This window comes from Aggregicoccus sp. 17bor-14, assembly GCF_009659535.1.
In the GTDB taxonomy this organism is placed as follows: domain Bacteria; phylum Myxococcota; class Myxococcia; order Myxococcales; family Myxococcaceae; genus Aggregicoccus.
This window is the reverse complement of record NZ_VJZZ01000014.1, coordinates 102,634-120,104: the sequence shown is the minus strand read 5'-3', so window position 1 is coordinate 120,104 and position 17,471 is coordinate 102,634. Positions and strand designations below refer to the sequence as shown.

Sequence of the window (17,471 nt, the reverse complement as noted above, 5' to 3'; positions counted from 1 at the left end):
CTCCATGCCGCTCAACGACTACGTCACCCTCGGCCGCTCGGGCCTGCGGGTGAGTCCCTTCTGCCTCGGCGCGATGACCTTCGGCGAGGACCTGGGCTGGGGCAGCAGCGTCGCCGACTCGGTGCGGATCATCGACCGCTACCTCGAGCGCGGCGGCAACTTCATCGACACCGCGAACGTCTACACCTTCGGCCACTCGGAGAAGATCATCGGCGACCACCTGGGCCGCTACCCGAGCCGCCGCGAGCGCGTGGTCCTCGCGACCAAGTTCTACGGCAACCTCTTCCCCGGTGACCCCAACGGCGGCGGCGCGGGCCGCAAGAGCCTGATGGCCGCGTGCGACGAGTCGCTGCGCCGGCTGCAGACGGACCACATCGACCTGTACTGGATGCACGCGTGGGACCGGCACACGCCCATCGAGGAGACGCTGCGCGCGCTGGACGACCTCGTGCGCGCGGGCAAGGTGCGCTACGTGGGCTTCTCGGACACGCCGGCGTGGAAGGTGGCGCAGGCGCAGCTGCTCGCGCAGACGCGCGGCTGGACGCCGCTGGTGGGCCTGCAGATCGAGTACTCGCTGCTGCAGCGCACGGTGGAGGGCGAGCTCATCCCCATGGCGCAGGAGCTGGGCCTGGGCGTGACGCCGTGGAGCCCGCTCAAGAGCGGCGTGCTCAGCGGCAAGTACACGCGCGAGAACCGCACCACCCAGAAGGCGAGCCGCGGCCCCTGGGTGGAGAGCGCGCTCAACGAGCAGACCTACCGCGTGCTGGACGTGCTCAAGAAGGTGGCGGGCGAACTGGACGTGCCCCCGGCGCACGTGGCGCTCGCGTGGGTGCAGAGCCGCCCCGGCGTCTCCTCCACCATCATCGGCGCGCGCACGCAGGAGCAGCTCGAGCAGAACCTCGCGGCGCTCGACGTCCGGCTGCGCCCCGAGCAGCTGAAGGCGCTCGACGAGGTGAGCCGCCCCGCGCTCAACTTCCCCGCCGAGTTCCTCGAGCGCGCCGGCAGCTTCATGCACGGCGGCCTCACGGTGAACGGCGACGCGGCGCCCCCCTCCCCCGTGGGCCGCAAGCTGGACAGCCCCAGCTACTGAGCACCCACATGTCACCCTGACACCCTCGCCGGTACTTCCTACCGGCGCACCCGCTCCCACCTCGCGCAAGCGTGGGAAAACATTTGCCCACGCGCGGTGCCGCGCTTGCAGAAGAAGCGGCGCATGACGAGCGAGACCCTTCCGCAGGCCTACCGTGTGCGCATCCCGGAGGAGCTGCAGCCCGCGCTGGACGCCCTTCCCGAGGAAGCGCGCACGGCGCTGCTCGCGGCGCTCTTCGAGCGGGCGATGCAGCCGGCGGCGTCCGGCGCCACCACGCCCCACCTCGAGCCGCTCCAGGTGAGCGGGCTGCAGGCCGAGCTCGAGCGCGACCCGGTGCACGCGCGGCTCACCCTGGTGGCCCTGCGCGCGGCCTTCGCGACGGCAGCCGCCTCCACCCCCTCCGCCCCTGCGCTCGTCGTCCAGGAGAGCGCCCAGGCCGCCTGGGAGCGGGCCGGGGCGCTGTAGGGCGTCCGCCGAAATCCGTTCGCACGGGCGAGGCCCCTGGTAGGAAGATCGCTACACCCATGTCGCGCTCCGTGGACTACGAGGTCGATGTCCAGCTCAGCGAGCTCATCGAGCGGCTGCGCGTGGGGCTCGAGCGTCACCCGACGGCGGGAGCTGCGCTCGCGGCCGAGGTGGAGCAGGCGATGGCGCTGCTCACGGCCCGCAACCAGCGCCGCCGCGTGCTGCAGCGCATGCAGGCGCAGGGGCTGATGGACGGGCGCCCGGAGCAGGCGCGCCTGGACCTCGAGGCCCAGGATGCGCAGCTGCGCGAGCGGCTGAGCGGGCTGCTCGCGCGCCTGGAGCCGCGAAGCGCGGACGAGGATCCACAGGCCAGCTGAGCCCACAGCGCTGCGTGCTTCTCCCCAAAGGGAAATATCTTCTTTATTGATCCGTGGTGAAAGTAGAGGCGCCGGAGTTGGGGACAACTCTGCAAGGCCGCGCCGCACCACGGCAATCCCGCAGCTGCTACATGTGGGCAACCGAGGCGTTCTCCCCACGGGTCCACAGGGGTGGGATGCGCCCCCGGCCTCTCCACAGCCGCAGGCCCGCCATCCACACCCAATCCACAGCCCTGTGTGGAGGCGGGCTACAGGCCTGCAGTGATATGGGGCGCGCGCTCTCCATGCGCACCAAGACCCTGCTCGTGTACGCGACGTGCTGCCTGCTCTGGGGCTCCACCTGGCTCGTGATCAAGCTGGGGCTCACCGAGCTGCCCCCCTTCCTCTTCGGCGGGGTGCGCATGCTCATCGCGTTCGCGATGCTCACCCCGCTCGCGCTGCGCGAGCCGCTGCGGCACCATTCGCGCGCCACATGGCGCAACATCGTGATGATGGGCGCGCTGCAGCTGGGCTTGAGCTACGCGCTCACCTTCTATGCGCAGGGGCACCTCGACTCGGGGCTCGCCGCGGTGCTGTTCTCCACCTACCCCATCTGGGCGGCGCTCTTCGCGCACGCGCTCCTGCCCGCGGAGCCGCTCTCCGTGCGCAAGGGCGTGGCCACGGCGCTGGGGGTGGGCGGCATCCTGGTGCTCGAGGCGCCGGCGCTGCGCGCGCTCGCCTCCGGCGGGGACGTGGGCCGCGGCGGCGTGCCGCCGGTGGCGCTGCTGGTGGTGCTCTCCGCGATGGTGTCGGCCTTCGGCAACGTGCTGCAGAAGAAGCGGCTCGCCGACGTCACGCCCGCGGTGAACCTGTGGGTGCAGACGCTGGTGGGCGGGCTGCTGCTGCTCTCGCTGCACGGGGTCTTCCAGCCGCACGCGCCCGCGCACTTCAGCCTCAAGGCGGTGGGGTGCCTCCTGTACCTCGCGGCCTTCGGCACGGTGGCGACCTTCCTGTGCCTCTTCTGGCTGCTCAAGCGCGTGTCGATGGTGGCCATCGGCGTCATCCCGCTTGCGGACACGATGATCGCGGTGTGTCTGGGGACGGCCGTACTGGGAGAGCAGCTCGGCTGGCGGCAGGCGGCCGGCGCGGTGCTGGTGTTCCTCGGCGCGGCGGCGGCGAACCTGGAGCCCGCGCCGAAGCCCGCTCCCGCCTGTGCGCCCGGGGAATGAGCAGGCGGGCTGGCTGTTGGGGCCGGCCTCTCTCAATCTTCGACATCGGGCGCCGGGCCTCTAAGGTCCGGCTCCGCTGTCCTACCTCTCTGGAGGAAGTCCTTGATGCGTAAGTCCCTGATCGCCGGCGCGAGCGCCGCGGCCCTCATGTCCGCAGCGTGCGCGACCTCTGCCAAGACGGAGGTCAAGACCGAGGCGCAGGCCCCGCTGGTCCAAGCCCCTGCCGCGGCGCAGACCGCTGCGCCCGCGCCGAAGCCGAAGATGGAGGCGCCCGTGAACAACCCGCTCATCGCGAAGTGGACCGGCCCCTATGGCGGCGTGCCGCCGCTGGACCAGGTGAAGGTGGAGCACTTCAAGCCCGCGCTCGAGTGGGGCATGGAGCTCAACCGCCGCGAGCTCGCCGCCATCGCGAGCAACCCCGCGCCCGCCACCTTCGAGAACACCATCGCCGCGATGGACAACTCGGGCCGCGTGCTCAACGACGTGTCCACCGTGTACGGCATCTGGGGCTCCACGCTGAGCAGCCCCGAGTTCCAGGCGGTGGAGAAGGAGATGGACGCGAAGCTCGCCGCCTTCTCCGACGAGGTGACCCAGAACGCGCCGCTCTTCGCGCGCATCGAGCAGGTCTACAACTCTCCCGAGAAGAGCAAGCTCACCCCCGAGCAGCAGCGCCTCACCTGGCTCACGTACACGAACTTCGTGCGCGCGGGCGCGAAGCTGGACGCGGCCGGCAAGAAGCGCATGGCGGAGATCAACCTGCGCCTCGCCTCGCTCTACACGGACTTCAGCCAGCACCTGCTGCACGACGAGGAGAGCTACGCCACGGTGCTCGAGAGCGAGCAGGAGCTCGCGGGCCTGCCGGACAGCGTGCGCGCGGGCGCCGCGGCGGCCGCCGAGGACCTGGGCCAGAAGGGCAAGTGGGCCATCACCAACACCCGCTCCAGCATGGAGCCCTTCCTCACCTACTCCTCGCGCCGCGACCTGCGCGAGAAGGTCTGGAAGAACTACGTGAACCGCGGCGACAACGGTGACGCGAACGACAACAACGCGCTCATCACCGAGATCCTCCAGCTGCGCGCCGAGCGCGCGAAGCTGCTCGGCTACAAGACGCACGCGCACTGGCGCCTGGAGAACTCCATGGCCAAGACGCCCGAGCGCGCCGTGCAGCTGATGGAGGCCGTGTGGCCGGCGGCCGTCGCGCGCGTGCACGAGGAGGTCGCCGACATGCAGAAGGTGGCCGACGCCGAGAGCGCGAAGAGCCACTCGGAGAAGATCACCATCGCGCCGTGGGACTACCGCTACTACGCCGAGAAGGTGCGCAAGGCGAAGTACGACCTGGACGAGAACGAGGTGAAGCCCTACCTGCAGCTCGAGAAGCTGCGCGAGGGCATGTTCTGGGTCGCCGGCGAGCTGCTCAACTTCTCCTTCACCCCCGTGACCAACGTGCCCGTGCCGCACCCGGACGTGCGCGTGTGGGAGGTGAAGGACAAGACCAGCGGCAAGCACGTGGGGCTCTGGTACTTCGACCCCTACGCGCGCAAGGGCAAGCGCTCGGGCGCGTGGATGAACGCGTACCGCAACCAGGAGCGGCTCGCGGGTGACGTGACCACCATCGTGAGCAACAACTCCAACTTCGTGAAGGGCAAGCCCGGCGAGCCCGTGCTCGTGAGCTGGACCGACGCGGAGACCCTGTTCCACGAGTTCGGCCACGCGCTGCACGGCCTGTCCAGCAACGTGACCTACCCGAGCCTCTCGGGCACCAGCGTCGCGCGCGACTACGTGGAGTTCCCCAGCCAGATGCTCGAGAACTGGCTGCCCACGCCCCAGGTGCTCAACCGCTTCGCGCTCCACTACAAGACCGGCAAGCCGCTGCCCCAGGCGCTGGTGAAGAAGATCGAGAAGGCGCGCACCTTCAACCAGGGCTTCGCCACCGTGGAGTACCTGGCCAGCGCGCTCGTGGACATGAAGCTGCACCTGGCCGGCAGCCAGAAGATCGATCCGGACCAGTTCGAGAAGGAGACGCTCGAGAAGCTCGGCATGCCGAAGGAGATCGTCATGCGCCACCGCACGCCGCAGTTCGGGCACGTGTTCTCGGGCGACGGGTACTCGGCCGGCTACTACAGCTACCTGTGGGCGGACACGCTGAGCACGGACGCGTTCGAGACCTTCCTCGAGGGCAAGGGGCCCTACGACCACACCGTGGCCGAGCGGCTGCGCAAGAACGTGCTGAGCGTGGGCAACACCGTGGACCCGGCGGACGCGTACCGCGCCTTCCGCGGCCACGACGCGGGCATCGGCGCGCTGATGCGCAAGCGCGGCTTCCCGGTGCCGGCGGCCTCCGCAGAGAAGAAGACCGTGCAGTAAGGAGTCCTCCCTCTCCCTCCGGGAGAGGGCCGGGGTGAGGGATCCTGACTCACCGCTGCGTCACTCGAGGGCCCGCTCCGTAAGGCGCGGGCCCTCCGTGTTTTCGGAGAGGCGCAGGGGCTTCTTCACTCGCTGCCTTCGTCACACGCCCAGAAGCTGTCGCGTGTGCTCGAGTGCGACGCGCGCCGCCTCGCGCAGCACCGGCGCGCGGCGCTCGAGGCGGCTCACGCTCGGCGTCCCCGAAGGCAACCGCACTCCGAGCACGTACGGCCCAGTGCCGCGCTCGCTCTCCCGGAGCGCCACCTCGTCCGAGGCCTCGTCGTACGCGCGGCCTCGCGCCCGGTAGCGCTCCACCAGCGCGGGGTTCAGCGCGCGCAGCCGCGCCTCCACGATGCGCTCCGCGAAGCCCTCGCTCGCCGGATAGCGCAGGCCCTCGGGGCGTGTCTGCAGCACCAGCACGTGCGTGGCACCGAGCTTCAGTGCGCTACGCAGCGGAATCGCCTCCACCAGGCCGCCGTCGAGGTACTGCCGTCCGCGGAAGGTCACTGGACCGCCGCCCACCCAGGGCAGCCGGCTCGAGGCGAGCAGCGCATGGCGCAGCTCCTTCAGGTCCGTGAAGCCGGTGAGGTCCTCTCCCTCCGCGCTGTCCACCGCGGTGGCGATGCAGTGCAGCGGGATGGGGCTCGCGAGGGTGCGCGCGTGGCGGGCGGCGTCCAGGTGATCGCCTGCGTGGTCGAGCACGTACTCCACGTCCACCGCGGGGCGGCCCAGCAGCAGGCGCGCGGGGTTGATGAAGCGCCGGCTCGCGAAGGCGCCCGCGTACTCGACGGTGCAGCCCTTCGCCACGCCTGCGAGCAGGGCCGCCGCATTCAGCGCCCCCGCCGAGCAGCCCACCGCGAAGTCGAAAGACGCGGTGAGCCCCGCCTCCTCCAGCGCCTGGGTCATCGCGCTGGAGACCACGCCGCGCATCCCGCCTCCCTCTACGACGAGGGCAATGCGCGCGCCGTCCGTTCGGGCACCGGGCTCGCTCCTCTGGGCGCGGCGGGCGTGAAGGATCTCGAGGACGGGGTGCACGGACATACGGAGGCTCCCGGCACGTCCCTCACCCCGACCCTCTCCCAGGGGGAGAGGGAGGACACGGTGGAGAAGCGACGCGAGGAAGGTGGTTTCGTGGAGGGTATCTCCCCCCTGCGGCCCGTGCAGCCCTTCGCTCCCCTGCCCCACTGCCTGGAGTGAACAGCCCCCTGCCGTTTTCGCGGGCGAAAGCGCCCGGCCCGACGCACATTCCCGCCTGGTCCCCCTGTCCACTGGAGCGCCTTGTCCGCCATGCCCCTGACCCTCGGCTTCCTCATGGACCCCCTCGAAGGCGTGGTGGTGAACCACGACTCCACCTTCGCGCTGATGCTCGAGGCCCAGGCGCGCGGCCACACCGTGCGCTACTTCGAGCAGGGCTGGCTGCACTTCGCCGGCGGCTGCGCGCGCAGCCGCATGCGCACCGTGCGGGTGCGGCGCGAGGCGGGCCGGCACTTCGAGGTGCTCGAGGAGTCGGTGCAGCCGGTGCACGGCCTGGACGCGCTCTTCCTGCGCAAGGACCCGCCGGTGGACACGGAGTACCTGCACGCGACGCAGCTGGTGGAGCTCAGCGGCGGCCACCCGCCCCCGCTGTTCGTGAACAGCCCCGCGGGCATCCGGGACGCGAACGAGAAGCTCTTCGCCCTGCGCTACAGCGACCTGATGCCCGAGACCCTCATCGCGCGCGACTTCGCCACGCTGCGCGAGTTCATCGCGCGCCAGCCGCAGGGCACCATCCTCAAGCCGGTGGACGGCTTCGGAGGCCTCGGCGTGGTGTTCCTGACCCCGCAGGACCGCAACGCGCGCAGCCTCGTGGAGCTGCTCACGCGCGGTGGGCGCGAGGCGGTGGTGGCGCAGGCCTACGTGCCGCAGAGCCGCGCGGGCGACAAGCGCATCATCCTGGTGGAGGGCGAGCCGGTGGGCGCGGTGCTGCGCGTGCCGGCGGCGGACGACAACCGCGGCAACATGGCGGCCGGCGGCAAGCCGGTGAAGACCGAGCTCACGGCGCGCGAGCAGGAGATCTGCCGCCGCCTCAAGCCGGAGCTGCTCGCGCGGGGCCTCTTGCTGGTGGGCATCGACGTGCTCGGCGACTTCCTCACCGAGGTGAACGTCACCAGCCCCACGGGGCTCGTGGAGATCGACCAGCTGGATCACATCTCCGTGGAGGCGCGGGTGCTGGACATGACCGAGCGGCTCGCGCGCTCGCGGAGAGCCTGACGAGAGACCGATGAGCCGACCGCCGCGTCTCGAGACCCACGAGGCCCACCAGCCCCCCTTCAGCCCCACGCTGCTGGAGACGCCGCGTGTGCGCCTGTGTCTGCCGGGGCCGGACGCGGCGCTGCGCGCGCTCACCTACGTGAAGGAGAACCGCGAGCACCTCTCCCCCTTCGAGCCCGAGCGCCCGCCGGACTTCTACACGCTCGACTACTGGAGGATGCGGCTGGAGCAGGACCGCGAGGACTTCGTGGAGGACCGCGCGCTGAGGATGGTCCTGATGCCGCGCGGGGCGGCGCCGGCGCTCGCGCCGATCATCGGCAGCGTGAGCTTCACGCAGTTCCGCCGCGGGCCGCTGCAGATCTGCGAGCTGGGCTACGGGCTGGACCACCGTTGGCAGGGACAGGGCATCATGACCGAGGCGCTGCAGGCGGCGATCCCCTTCGTCTTCGACCGCCTCGGCTTCCACCGCATCCAGGCGAACCACCTGCCGGAGAACAAGCGCAGCGCGGCGACGCTGCGGCGCCTGGGCTTCAGCGTGGAGGGCTACGCGCGCGACTTCCTGCGCATCCACGGGCAGTGGAGAGACCACGTGCTCACCGCGCTCATCGCGCCCGAGAAGCCGTCGCGGCGTTAGAGGCGGGCGCCGTGCTCGCGCGCTGTTCACAACTTCTCCACAAGTCCGGTGGCGCTAAGCTCGAGAGCATCGTGAGCGACGACGCGCCAGGCCCCGACGAGACGCTGGACTCCATCGGCACCTCGGGGGTGTGCGTGCTGCAGCGGCGGGGCGGCTACCGCTTCACGCTGGACGCGCTGCTGCTCGCGCACTTCGCCGCGACGGAAGGGCCTGCCCCCGAGACCCCGGTGCTCGAGCTGGGCGCGGGCAGCGGCGTGGTCTCCCTGCTCCTCGCGCGCCAGTTCGGCCGCGCGCGGGTGACGGCGCTGGAGCTGCAGCCCGCGGTGCACGCCCGGATGGTGCGCAGCGTGGCGCTCAACGGGTGCGAGGGGCGCGTCGTCCCGCTGCTCGGAGACCTGCGCGAGGCGCGCGCGCTGCTCTCTGCGGGAGCCTTCGGCCACGTGGTGAGCAACCCACCCTACCGGCGCGCGGAGGCAGGCGTGCAGAGCCCCGACCCCGAGCGCGCGCTCTCCAAACAGGAGCTCGCCTGCAGCGTGGACGCGGTGTGCGCGGCGGCGCGCCATGCACTCGCTCCCGGAGGGGCGCTGAGCCTCGTGTACCCGGCCTTCCGGCTCGCCGAGGTGCTCGGCGCGCTCACGGCTGCCCGCCTGCACCCGCGCGCGCTGCGCCTCGTGCACGCGCGGGTGCACGCGCCCGCCACGCGCTTCCTCGTGCACGCGGTGCGCGACCGGGTGGGCGCGCTCGAGGTGCGCCCGCCGCTCATCGTCCATGGCGAGGGCCCCGGCGGCTACGCGCCCGAGCTCGAGGCCCTGCTCGAGCCGCCGCGCCGCACTCCCGTGTGAAACCCGCCCCGCCCTCGTGCATCGGCCCTCGCGAGACGAGAGGAGGGCCGCCCATGACGACCGCCCCACCGCAGCAGCTGGCCCTGGTCACCGGCGCGAGCCGCGCCGAGGGCCTCGGCTACGAGACCTGCCGCCAGCTCGCCCAGCGCGGGCTGCGCGTCCTGCTCACCGCAAGAGACCTCACGCGCGCGCAGGACCTCGCCGCGCGCCTCCAGGGCGACGGCCTCGAGGTGCAGGCGCTCGCGCTGGACGTGACGAGCGACGCGAGCGTACAGGGAGTCGCCGCGCAGCTGGAGGCGCAGCACGGACACCTCGACGTGCTGGTGAACAACGCCGGCAGCAACTTCGACTTCCGCGTGCGCACGGTGGACGTGGACGAGCCGCAGCTGCTCGCCGCGCTGGGGACCAACCTCATCGGCCCCTGGCGCGTGAGCAGCGCGCTGCTGCCCCTGCTGAGGCGCAGCCCGCACGCGCGCATCGTCAACGTGTCGAGCGAGGCCGGCTCCTTCGGGGCGCCGTACGGCATGGCGTCGCGCGGCGAGACGCTCGGGGCCTACGGCGTGTCCAAGGCGGCGCTCAACGCCTTCACGCTGAAGCTCGCCGAGGCGCTGCGCGCCGAGCGCATCCTGGTCAATGCCGTGTGCCCAGGCTTCATCGCCTCGCATCCGGGGACGGCGGAGCTGGGCGCGCGGCCGGTGTCCGAGGGGGCCGCGGGCGTGGTGTGGGCCGCGATGCTCCCTCCCGGTGGACCGACGGGAGGCTTCTTCCGGGACGGGCAGCCGATGGCGTGGTGACGGTGACGCATGCCTCGCCGCGGGTGGGTGCGCGGCGCACTGCAAGAGGTACAGGCTGCGCCTGGCCGGGATGCAGGGTGTCGAGCACTGGAGGTGGGCGCACGCGGTTGAGGCGGCCTCCCGGGGGAAGCGCTACAAGCGCACCCCGCCGTGCCCCTCTCCGAGCCCCCTCCCGCTTCCGCTCCCGCCTCTCGCCTCCAGCGCCTCTCCTCGCTGCGCGCCTTCCGCCACCGCAGCTACGTGGCGCTGTGGCTCGGCGCGCTGGTGAGCAACATCGGCACCTGGATGGAGACGGTGGCGGTGGGCGTGTACGTCACCGAGACCACGGGGCGCGCGGCGGCCACGGGCGCGGTGGCCGCGGTGATGTACCTGCCGGCGGTGGTGCTCAGCCCCATCGGCGGCGCGCTCGCGGACCGCTTCGACCGGCGCCGCTACCTCGCGGTGATGACCTCCGCGCAGGCCGTGGTGGCCAGCGCGCTCGCGGTGCTCGCCTTCCTGCACCGGCTCACCGTGCCGAGCGTGGCGCTGCTCGCGTTCCTCACCGGCTGCCTCAACACGCTGCTCAACCCGGCCTTCACCGCGCTGCTCGCGGAGCTGGTGCCGGCCGAGGACCTGCACAGCGCGCTGAGCCTCAACTCGGCGCAGTTCAACCTCGGGCGCATCATCGGCCCGGCGCTCGCCGCGGCGGTGCTCGCGACGGGCGGGGCGCAGTGGGCCTTCGGCGTGAACGCCCTCTCCTTCTTCGCGGTGCTCGCCGCGCTCACCCAGGTGCGCACCGAGGTGCTCGAGCGCCTCGGCCAGCGCACGAGCCTCTGGGGCGGCGTGCGCGAGGGGCTGCGCTACACGTGGGCGGACCCGGGCCTGCGGCTCGCGCTCTCGCTCACCTTCTTCGTCTCGGCGCTCATCTCGCCCTTCATCGGCCTGGTGCCGGTGTTCGCCATCCGCGTGTTCCACCAGGGCGCGGCCACCGCCTCGCTCTTCACCACCTGCCAGGGTGTGGGCGCCGTCACCTGCGCGCTCGGGGTGGGCACGCTCAACGACTACCTGGGCCGCCGGCGCCTGCTGGTGGGCGGCAGCCTGCTGCTCGGGCCGGTGGCGGCGCTGTACTGGCTCAGCCCCACGCCGGCCCTCGCCGCCGCGAGCATCTTCGTGCTGGGCGGCGTGTACCTGGTGGTGGTGACCGGCACGAACACCTACTGCCAGAGCCGCGTGCCGCGCACGATGCAGGCGCGCGTGAGCTCGCTGTTCAGCACGCTGCTGGGCGGCGGCTACGCGCTGGGGCTGGTGGCGCTCGGCCTGCTGAGCGACCACGTGGGGGTGCGCATCGCCACGGTGGGCGCGGCGCTGCTCTTCCTCGCGCTGGTGGCCTGGGTGCGCGTGGGCTCGCCCGAGCGCATGCGCGTGTTCGAAGACCGGCGCTAGCCTGCTTCCCGGGCAGCGGGGGGAGCGCGGCGCTGGTGCGCTCCGCGCGCCGTCTCCATGTTGAGGCTCCGTCCAACCCCCCGCTCTGGAGAGCCCCCATGTCCAAGCCCCTTGCCGTCGTCACCGGTGCCTCGAGCGGCATCGGCCTCGAGCTCGCGAAGCAGTTCGCGCAGAACGGCTTCGACCTGCTCGTCACCGCGGAGAGCGACGCGCTGCAGGCCGCGACGCGCGAGCTGGAGGGGCTGGGTGTCCAGGTGGAGAGCGTGCAGGCGGACCTCGCGACCTGCGAGGGCGTGGAGGCGCTGTACGCGCGCATCCAGTCGCTCGGCCGGCCCGTGGCGGCCGCCGCACTCAACGCCGGCGTGGGCGTGGGCGGAGACTTCGCGCGCGAGACCGACCTGAAGGCCGAGCTCAACCTCATCGCGCTCAACGTCACCTCCTCGGTGCACCTGGCCAAGCGCCTCGCGCGCGACATGGTGGCACGCAAGGAGGGGCGCCTGCTCTTCACCTCCTCCATCGCCGCCACCATGCCCTCGCCGCTCGAGGCGGTGTACGGCGCCTCCAAGGCCTTCCTCTCCTCCTTCGCGGCCTCCTTGCGCAACGAGCTCGCGGACGCGGGCATCACCGTCACCGCGCTGATGCCGGGTCCCACCGAGACCAACTTCTTCCACCGCGCCGGCATGGACGACACGCGCGTGGGCCAGGACGAGAAGGACGACCCGGCACAGGTGGCGCGCCAGGGCTTCGAGGCGCTGATGGGCGGTGAGGCCAAGGCCGTGGCCGGCTCCACCACCAACAAGGTGATGGCGGCGGCGAACAAGGTCCTGCCGGACGCGGCGAAGGCGAAGATGCACCGCCACATGTCCGAGAAGGACCCGAAGGCGAAGGGGCACTAGTGGGCGACGCGAACGAGCGGCCCCTCGCCGTGGTCACGGGCGCCTCGCGCGGCATCGGGCTGGAGCTGGCGCGGGAGCTCGCGCGGCGCGGCTTCGACCTGCTGCTCGCCGCGCGCGGCGAGGCGCTCACCCAGGTCGCGGCCGAGCTCGCGGCCTCCACGGGCGCGCAGGTGGAGGGCGTGCGGGTGGACCTCGCCACGCACGAGGGTGTGGAGGCGCTGTGGGAGAGCCTCGAAGCGCGGGGGCGTCCCGTGGAGGTGCTCGCGCTCAACGCAGGCGCCGGCGTGGGCGGAGACTTCGCGCGCGAGACGGAGCTCGAGCAGGAGCTGCAGCTCATCGCGCTCAACGTGCGCTCCAGCGTGCACCTCGCCAAGCGCGTGCTGCCGGGCATGGTGGCGCGGGGGCAGGGGCGGCTGCTCGTGGTCTCCTCCGTCGCCGCCGTCACGCCCGCGCCGCTCGAGGCGGTGTACGCGGCGTCCAAGGCCTTCCTCTCCTCGTTCGCGGCCTCCCTGCGCGAGGAGCTGAAGGACACCGGCGTGAGCGTCACCGCGCTGCTGCCCGCGCCCACGGAGACGGGCATCTTCGAGGACGCGGGGATGGGCGACACGCGCGTGGCACAGCGGCGCAAGGACGACCCGGCGGAGGTCGCGCGCCAGGGCGTGGAGGCGCTGCTCGCAGGGAAGGCGAAGGTGGTGGGCGGCAACGTCGGCCACACGCTGGCCATCGCCGCGAGCGGGCTCGTGCCGGATGCGGTGAAGGCGCGCGTGCACCGCTACCTCGCCTCGACCGACCCCAAGGCCGAGGAGGGCTGAAGATCGGACACGCGAGAGTGGCGCGAGGGGCACGGCCTCGAGAAGGAGAGGCCGGGAGGGAACGGGGCTTCTCCGAGTGGCAGAGGCCGTCCACGACGCGTGGGACGGCTGTCCCGAAAGGAGACGCCCTCCCGGGCGCGGAAAGGCGCGTGATGCAAAAAGGTAAAATCCTATTTTACGTTTTTGCGCGACGCAGGCCGCCGCTCCCGAGCGGGGACACACGCTGAGTGAAGCGCGACCTCGAGCTGGAGGGCTCGCGCGTGGAACGGACGTTTCGTTCCAGGCGAAGGAGGGCCGACGGCGCGGGTGCGAGCGAGGACGGAAGCTTCATCCCGCGCAGCGCCGTGGACGCGAACACATGGACGCTAGCGTGTCACCCCTGAGCGACGCACAGCTGGCGACGCCCCGCCGCGAGCGGCCGCAGCGCTCCGTCACCCTTCCGGTCCGGGTGTCCTCAGAGCAGCGGCATGGGTGCGCCTACTGCTGCACGTCCACGACGAGGCGCGTGGGCGCCTTCAGCTCCAGCACGCGGAAGCGATTGGGGTGCTGCAGTCCGAGCACCCATGTCACCTCGCCCTCGAAGTCACAGGTCTGCTCCAGCTCGCGCAGCACGCCGAGCGACTCCTTGCGCTCGCGCGGGCCCACCGTGGGCTTTCCCGCGTCCGTGTGCGCCTGCGCGCCGGTGAGCCGTACCTGCAGCCAGGCCTGTCCCGCCACCTGCGTGGGCTCGCCCGAGCCGCAGCGCACGATGGGCCGGTCCACGTACTCGAGATGGTAGCCAGGCAGCGCATCCCCGGAGAGCTCGAACACCACGCGGTCGTAGCCGGGCTGCTTCGCCGCACGCACCGCCGCGAGCTGCACCGAGCCCGCCTGCGCCTTGGAGCGCGCCTTCTCGACGACTCCGGCCGTCCACGTGCCCGTGCTGCCCGAAGCCGCGCCAGACGCGGTGCCGGCATCGGCTGCGGTCGCGCTCACGCTGCCCGCACTCGTCGCGTTCGTGCTCCCCGACGCCGCGCTGCCACCGTCGGTAGCGATGGTGCCTCCGTCCGCGGCAGGAATCCCTGCATCCGTGGGCACCGCGAGACCCGGGCCCGCGACGCCCGGCGTGTCGGGCCGCGCCGCGGTGCCGGGCGGCAGCGGGCGCTTCTGCGCGGGCACGCTCTCGCTGCCGGCGTCGGGGCCGCCGGGGGACGCGGCGTGGGGCGCTTGCGCGGCGGGAGGCTCTTCTCGCTTGCACGCTGCGGAGGCGAGGGCTGCGAGGGTGAGCAGGGCGAGTCCGGGGGTGCGGCGCATGCGGAGTCCTCCAGCGGGTCGGGCCACCCTCCACCCTAGCCCTCCGCGGGCGGACGCGGCACACGCTCGCTCCGGAGACGTGCGAGCGGCCGACACCGCGCAGCGCCCGGGAAGCTTGTGTGTGGGCGGCGCGCGCAGAGCTTTGAGCCAGACACCTTTTTTCCGGAGGCAGGCTCCCCATGGCAGGCAAGGGCAAGAAGAGCAGCGGGCGCAGCGACGAGGATCGGCCGAACGTGGACCAGGTGGATGGCCAGGAGGCGGACACCACGCGTCCGCTCTACGCAGCGGAGTCCATCCACTCGACGAGCGAGAACAAGTTCGCCTTCGACAGCGACGCGCCGGTGGGCGGCAACAACCCCGAGGTGCACACCGTCATCGAGGACGCGGACATCGAGGCGCGCGTGGCGCGCGGCCGCGAGGAGTCCGAGCGCAGGTTCGCGAGCGATAGCGGCGGCACCTCGGACGACGAGCCCACGGACCCGCGGCTCGCGCGGCGCGCCGTGGCGAACATGATGGGCGAGGACTCCTGAGCGCGTCCCTCTCCCCGCGGGAGAGGGAGCAGCGCAGGGTGCGGCGCGCTCAGTGCGCCGCCGCGCCCTCGCCCGCGTGGGCCTGTGCCTTCTGCTCGCGGTACTCCTGGATGTGCGCGTACACCTCGTCCGGGAACTGCAGGTCCTTGTAGACGTTGCCCGCGTCCGGGTCCTCTGCGTCCGGGAGGATGGGGAAGGCCTGCTGCTGCTGGAACTGCAGCACCTTCTCGCGGCGCGGCGGCGAGTAGTCGCGCCCCTTCACCTGCTCCACCAGCGCGAGCGCCTCGGGCTCCTCCACGCCCGCGCCCTCGCACAGCTTCTGCACCAGCTCCTCGTCGCTCACGAAGTGGCGCGCCACCATCGCGAACACCAGGCGCCCGTAGTGGCCGATGTCCTCTCCCGCCTCGAGCGAGGAGAGCAGGTGCGCCATCATCCCGTTGCGCTTCAGATCGTCGAAAGCCATTCGCGTCCGTGCTCCTGTGTGGGGGTCCGCGCTGAACCTGTGTTCAGTGTCGGCGCGGTGCCAGCGTCGAGATCCCCCGTGGGCGTGCCCGTGCGCGCAGCAGGCGGCGCACCGGGGGCGTCGACCTCACGCCTGCCGTCCGGCCAGGTGCAGTGACGATCGTCCCCATTGCACTCCCCATCCGACCGGCCCGGCTCAACCCTTCAGAACAGGACACCCTGACGGGAGGAATCTGCATGTCGATGAAGCGTATGAAGCGGTGGGTTGCGGTGGGCCTGGTGGGCTCAGCGGTGGCCGTCGCGCCGGCAGCGCTGGCACAGACGACGGGTGGGACGGGAAGCACGGGGAGCACGGGGAGCGCCGACAGCACCAGCGGCAAGACCGGCGACTCCGGCTCTACGTCCAGCACCACGACGAAGAAGACGACGACCACGACGAGCAAGCACTCGTCCAAGCATGCCAAGAGCCACACCGGCAGCAGCGCGGCGATGGACGGCGGCACCGGCGGCAGCGGCATGGAGGACAGCAGCTCGGGCAGCATGAGCGACACCTCCGGCACGGGCGGCTCGGGCTCCATGAGCGACGACACCAGCGGCACCGGTGGCTCCGGCTCCATGAGTGACACGAGCGGCACCGGCGGCTCGGGCTCGTACCAGAGCGACACCTCCGGCACCGGCGGCTCGGGCAGCATGAGCGACACGAGCGGCACGGGGGGTTCGGGCTCGATGAGCGACACGTCCGGCACCGGCGGCTCGGGCTCCATGAGCGACACGAGCAGCACCGGCGGCTCGGGCAGCAGCATGAGCGACACGAGCGGCACCGGCGGCTCGGGCTCCTCGTCGAGCAGCTCCTCCAGCTCCACCCAGGACTCCTCGTCGTCGAGCACGACGAGCGACACGTCCAGCAGCACCGGTGGCTCGGGCAGCGCGAGCGACACGAGCGGCAGCACCACCCGCTAGCGCGGCGCGGGAGCAGCACCCCTCGAGGGCGTGATGGCACGGCTCACCCAGGGCCGGGCGGTCGCGCCCTCGCTGCGTGGAGGGTGCGGAGTGCCCCAGGTGACGCGCCTCGGGAGGTGTCCCTACACTTCGGGCCGCTCCCCATGTCCACGCCCCTGCCCGCCGAGTCCGTCACCCGCGGTACCGCCTTCGAGGGGATGTTCGTGCGCGCGCTGCAGCCCACGGGGCGCTTCGCCGAGCAGCTGCGCGCGGCGGGCTACGACCCGGCGCAGCCGGCGCGCGCGGACTACCCCACGCGCGTGTGGCAGGCCTGCCTGGACGTGGCGCGCCAGCACACCTTCCCGCAGCTCTCCCGCGCGGCGGGCGAGCACCGGCTCGGGCAGCTCTTCATCGAGGGCTTCTTCCAGACGCTGGCGGGCAAGATGCTCGGCGCCACGCTGCCCATGCTGGGGCCGGACACGGTGATGCAGAAGCTCAAGCGCGCGTGGGCCTCCTCGCAGCCGAACGTGGAGGTCACGCCGGTGCAGCTGGGCGAGCGCCACTGGTCGGTGACGCTGCGCGAGCGCGGCATCCTCGCGGACTTCTGCGGCGGGCTCATCGCGGGCATCCTGCTGCGCACGCGCGTGCAGCCCGAGGTCACCGTCACCGAGCGCGCCGAGACCCACTGCGTGCTCTCGGTGCGCTGGACCGCGAAGCCCTGAGCGGAGGCGCGCTAGGAGGGGCTGGGCACGCTGCTGTCGCCGCGGCCGAGCATCGCGTCCAGCTTCCGCTCGCGCTCGAGCTGCTCGAGCTCGCTGCAGCCGCCGATGTGCTGCCCGCCGATGAAGATCTGCGGCACGGTGAGCGCGCCGTGCGCCCGCTTGGCCATCTCCGTGAAGCGCTGGTCGCTGTCCGTCACGTCGATGTTCTCGTAGAGCACCCCCTTCGAATCCAGCAGCGCGAGCGCCCGCTTCGAGAACGCGCAGTAGGTCTTCGTGTACAGCGTCACCGGGTACATGGGGGTGGAGCCTCCAGGGCTGGCGATGAGGTGATG

The 17,471-nt window shown here is 72.0% G+C and carries 19 protein-coding genes; 15 read left to right on the top strand and 4 right to left on the bottom strand.

The window, feature by feature from the left end; genetic code table 11:
- The first annotated feature begins 4 nt into the window (after positions 1-4).
- From FGE12_RS23885 to FGE12_RS23865, 5 genes are all read left to right on the top strand, one after another.
- On the top strand, positions 5-1,090 hold the full coding sequence (locus FGE12_RS23885) for an aldo/keto reductase (RefSeq protein WP_153868888.1): 1,086 nt from the start codon (positions 5-7) through the stop codon (positions 1,088-1,090).
- Between the two features lie 123 nt (positions 1,091-1,213).
- On the top strand, positions 1,214-1,555 hold the full coding sequence (locus FGE12_RS23880) for a hypothetical protein (RefSeq protein ID WP_153868887.1): 342 nt from the start codon (positions 1,214-1,216) through the stop codon (positions 1,553-1,555).
- Between the two features lie 59 nt (positions 1,556-1,614).
- A complete protein-coding gene (locus FGE12_RS23875; protein ID WP_153868886.1) occupies positions 1,615-1,932 on the top strand; it encodes a hypothetical protein in 318 nt (105 codons plus the stop codon).
- 284 nt (positions 1,933-2,216) lie between these two features.
- A complete protein-coding gene (locus FGE12_RS23870; RefSeq protein WP_194798209.1) occupies positions 2,217-3,140 on the top strand; it encodes a DMT family transporter in 924 nt (307 codons plus the stop codon).
- Between the two features lie 105 nt (positions 3,141-3,245).
- Complete coding sequence (locus tag FGE12_RS23865; protein ID WP_153868884.1) at positions 3,246-5,504, top strand: M3 family metallopeptidase; 2,259 nt, start codon at positions 3,246-3,248, stop codon at positions 5,502-5,504.
- Positions 5,505-5,645: 141 nt separating this feature from the next.
- On the opposite strand, the gene FGE12_RS23860 is transcribed toward FGE12_RS23865, so the two are convergent.
- On the bottom strand, positions 5,646-6,584 hold the full coding sequence (locus tag FGE12_RS23860) for a patatin-like phospholipase family protein (protein ID WP_153868883.1): 939 nt from the start codon (positions 6,582-6,584) through the stop codon (positions 5,646-5,648).
- A 246-nt stretch (positions 6,585-6,830) separates the two neighbouring features.
- Here FGE12_RS23860 and gshB point away from each other — a divergent pair, with 246 nt between their 5' ends.
- The 7 genes from gshB (at position 6,831) to FGE12_RS23825 (ending at position 13,193) form a co-directional block, all read left to right on the top strand.
- A complete protein-coding gene (gene gshB, locus FGE12_RS23855; RefSeq protein WP_153868882.1) occupies positions 6,831-7,793 on the top strand; it encodes a glutathione synthase in 963 nt (320 codons plus the stop codon).
- A gap of 10 nt (positions 7,794-7,803) precedes the next feature.
- The gene (locus tag FGE12_RS23850) at positions 7,804-8,427 is read left to right on the top strand and encodes a GNAT family N-acetyltransferase (protein ID WP_153868881.1); all 624 of its coding nucleotides are present in this window, start codon (positions 7,804-7,806) and stop codon (positions 8,425-8,427) included.
- Between the two features lie 71 nt (positions 8,428-8,498).
- The gene (locus FGE12_RS23845) at positions 8,499-9,269 is read left to right on the top strand and encodes a methyltransferase (RefSeq protein ID WP_194798207.1); all 771 of its coding nucleotides are present in this window, start codon (positions 8,499-8,501) and stop codon (positions 9,267-9,269) included.
- A 53-nt stretch (positions 9,270-9,322) separates the two neighbouring features.
- Complete coding sequence (locus FGE12_RS23840; protein WP_153868880.1) at positions 9,323-10,063, top strand: SDR family NAD(P)-dependent oxidoreductase; 741 nt, start codon at positions 9,323-9,325, stop codon at positions 10,061-10,063.
- Positions 10,064-10,213: 150 nt separating this feature from the next.
- Entirely contained in the window at positions 10,214-11,485 is a 1,272-nt protein-coding gene (locus FGE12_RS23835) for an MFS transporter (protein ID WP_194798206.1), read from the top strand.
- Between the two features lie 98 nt (positions 11,486-11,583).
- The gene (locus FGE12_RS23830) at positions 11,584-12,381 is read left to right on the top strand and encodes an SDR family oxidoreductase (RefSeq protein WP_153868879.1); all 798 of its coding nucleotides are present in this window, start codon (positions 11,584-11,586) and stop codon (positions 12,379-12,381) included.
- Positions 12,381-13,193 carry an SDR family NAD(P)-dependent oxidoreductase gene (locus tag FGE12_RS23825; RefSeq protein WP_194798205.1) on the top strand — a complete coding sequence of 271 codons (813 nt, stop codon included), beginning with the start codon at positions 12,381-12,383 and terminating at the stop codon, positions 13,191-13,193. Before FGE12_RS23830 ends, FGE12_RS23825 begins: the two co-directional genes overlap by 1 nt.
- A gap of 477 nt (positions 13,194-13,670) precedes the next feature.
- Here the strand turns inward: FGE12_RS23825 and FGE12_RS23820 are convergent, their stop codons facing one another.
- Entirely contained in the window at positions 13,671-14,486 is an 816-nt protein-coding gene (locus FGE12_RS23820; protein WP_153868878.1) for a hypothetical protein, read from the bottom strand.
- Between the two features lie 179 nt (positions 14,487-14,665).
- On the opposite strand from FGE12_RS23820, the gene FGE12_RS23815 reads away from it, so the two are divergent.
- A complete protein-coding gene (locus FGE12_RS23815) occupies positions 14,666-15,016 on the top strand; it encodes a hypothetical protein (RefSeq protein WP_194798204.1) in 351 nt (116 codons plus the stop codon).
- A gap of 49 nt (positions 15,017-15,065) precedes the next feature.
- On the opposite strand, the gene FGE12_RS23810 is transcribed toward FGE12_RS23815, so the two are convergent.
- Positions 15,066-15,479, bottom strand: coding sequence for a hypothetical protein (locus tag FGE12_RS23810; protein ID WP_153868877.1), 414 nt, complete (start codon positions 15,477-15,479; stop codon positions 15,066-15,068).
- A gap of 236 nt (positions 15,480-15,715) precedes the next feature.
- Between FGE12_RS23810 and FGE12_RS30100 the strand changes: the two genes are divergently transcribed.
- On the top strand, positions 15,716-16,438 hold the full coding sequence (locus FGE12_RS30100) for a hypothetical protein (protein WP_194798203.1): 723 nt from the start codon (positions 15,716-15,718) through the stop codon (positions 16,436-16,438).
- Between the two features lie 143 nt (positions 16,439-16,581).
- Positions 16,582-17,139: a DUF2378 family protein gene (locus FGE12_RS23805; protein WP_153868876.1), complete on the top strand. Its 558-nt coding sequence runs from the start codon at positions 16,582-16,584 to the stop codon at positions 17,137-17,139.
- A gap of 11 nt (positions 17,140-17,150) precedes the next feature.
- Here FGE12_RS23805 and grxC read toward each other — a convergent pair whose 3' ends face one another.
- On the bottom strand, positions 17,151-17,435 hold the full coding sequence (gene grxC / locus FGE12_RS23800) for a glutaredoxin 3 (RefSeq protein ID WP_153868875.1): 285 nt from the start codon (positions 17,433-17,435) through the stop codon (positions 17,151-17,153).
- Positions 17,436-17,471: the final 36 nt, after the last annotated feature.

Bases quoted from the DNA above. Each gene is read 5' to 3' on its own strand.
- FGE12_RS23885 (WP_153868888.1), top strand. From the start codon at position 5: ATGCCGCTCAACGACTACGTCACCCTCGGCCGCTCGGGCCTGCGGGTG.
- FGE12_RS23880 (WP_153868887.1), top strand. From the start codon at position 1,214: ATGACGAGCGAGACCCTTCCGCAGGCCTACCGTGTGCGCATCCCGGAG.
- FGE12_RS23875 (WP_153868886.1), top strand. From the start codon at position 1,615: ATGTCGCGCTCCGTGGACTACGAGGTCGATGTCCAGCTCAGCGAGCTC.
- FGE12_RS23870 (WP_194798209.1), top strand. From the start codon at position 2,217: ATGCGCACCAAGACCCTGCTCGTGTACGCGACGTGCTGCCTGCTCTGG.
- FGE12_RS23865 (WP_153868884.1), top strand. From the start codon at position 3,246: ATGCGTAAGTCCCTGATCGCCGGCGCGAGCGCCGCGGCCCTCATGTCC.
- FGE12_RS23860 (WP_153868883.1), bottom strand. From the start codon at position 6,584: ATGTCCGTGCACCCCGTCCTCGAGATCCTTCACGCCCGCCGCGCCCAG.
- gshB (WP_153868882.1), top strand. From the start codon at position 6,831: ATGCCCCTGACCCTCGGCTTCCTCATGGACCCCCTCGAAGGCGTGGTG.
- FGE12_RS23850 (WP_153868881.1), top strand. From the start codon at position 7,804: ATGAGCCGACCGCCGCGTCTCGAGACCCACGAGGCCCACCAGCCCCCC.
- FGE12_RS23840 (WP_153868880.1), top strand. From the start codon at position 9,323: ATGACGACCGCCCCACCGCAGCAGCTGGCCCTGGTCACCGGCGCGAGC.
- FGE12_RS23830 (WP_153868879.1), top strand. From the start codon at position 11,584: ATGTCCAAGCCCCTTGCCGTCGTCACCGGTGCCTCGAGCGGCATCGGC.
- FGE12_RS23820 (WP_153868878.1), bottom strand. From the start codon at position 14,486: ATGCGCCGCACCCCCGGACTCGCCCTGCTCACCCTCGCAGCCCTCGCC.
- FGE12_RS23815 (WP_194798204.1), top strand. From the start codon at position 14,666: ATGGCAGGCAAGGGCAAGAAGAGCAGCGGGCGCAGCGACGAGGATCGG.
- FGE12_RS23810 (WP_153868877.1), bottom strand. From the start codon at position 15,479: ATGGCTTTCGACGATCTGAAGCGCAACGGGATGATGGCGCACCTGCTC.
- FGE12_RS30100 (WP_194798203.1), top strand. From the start codon at position 15,716: ATGTCGATGAAGCGTATGAAGCGGTGGGTTGCGGTGGGCCTGGTGGGC.
- FGE12_RS23805 (WP_153868876.1), top strand. From the start codon at position 16,582: ATGTCCACGCCCCTGCCCGCCGAGTCCGTCACCCGCGGTACCGCCTTC.
- grxC (WP_153868875.1), bottom strand. From the start codon at position 17,435: ATGTACCCGGTGACGCTGTACACGAAGACCTACTGCGCGTTCTCGAAG.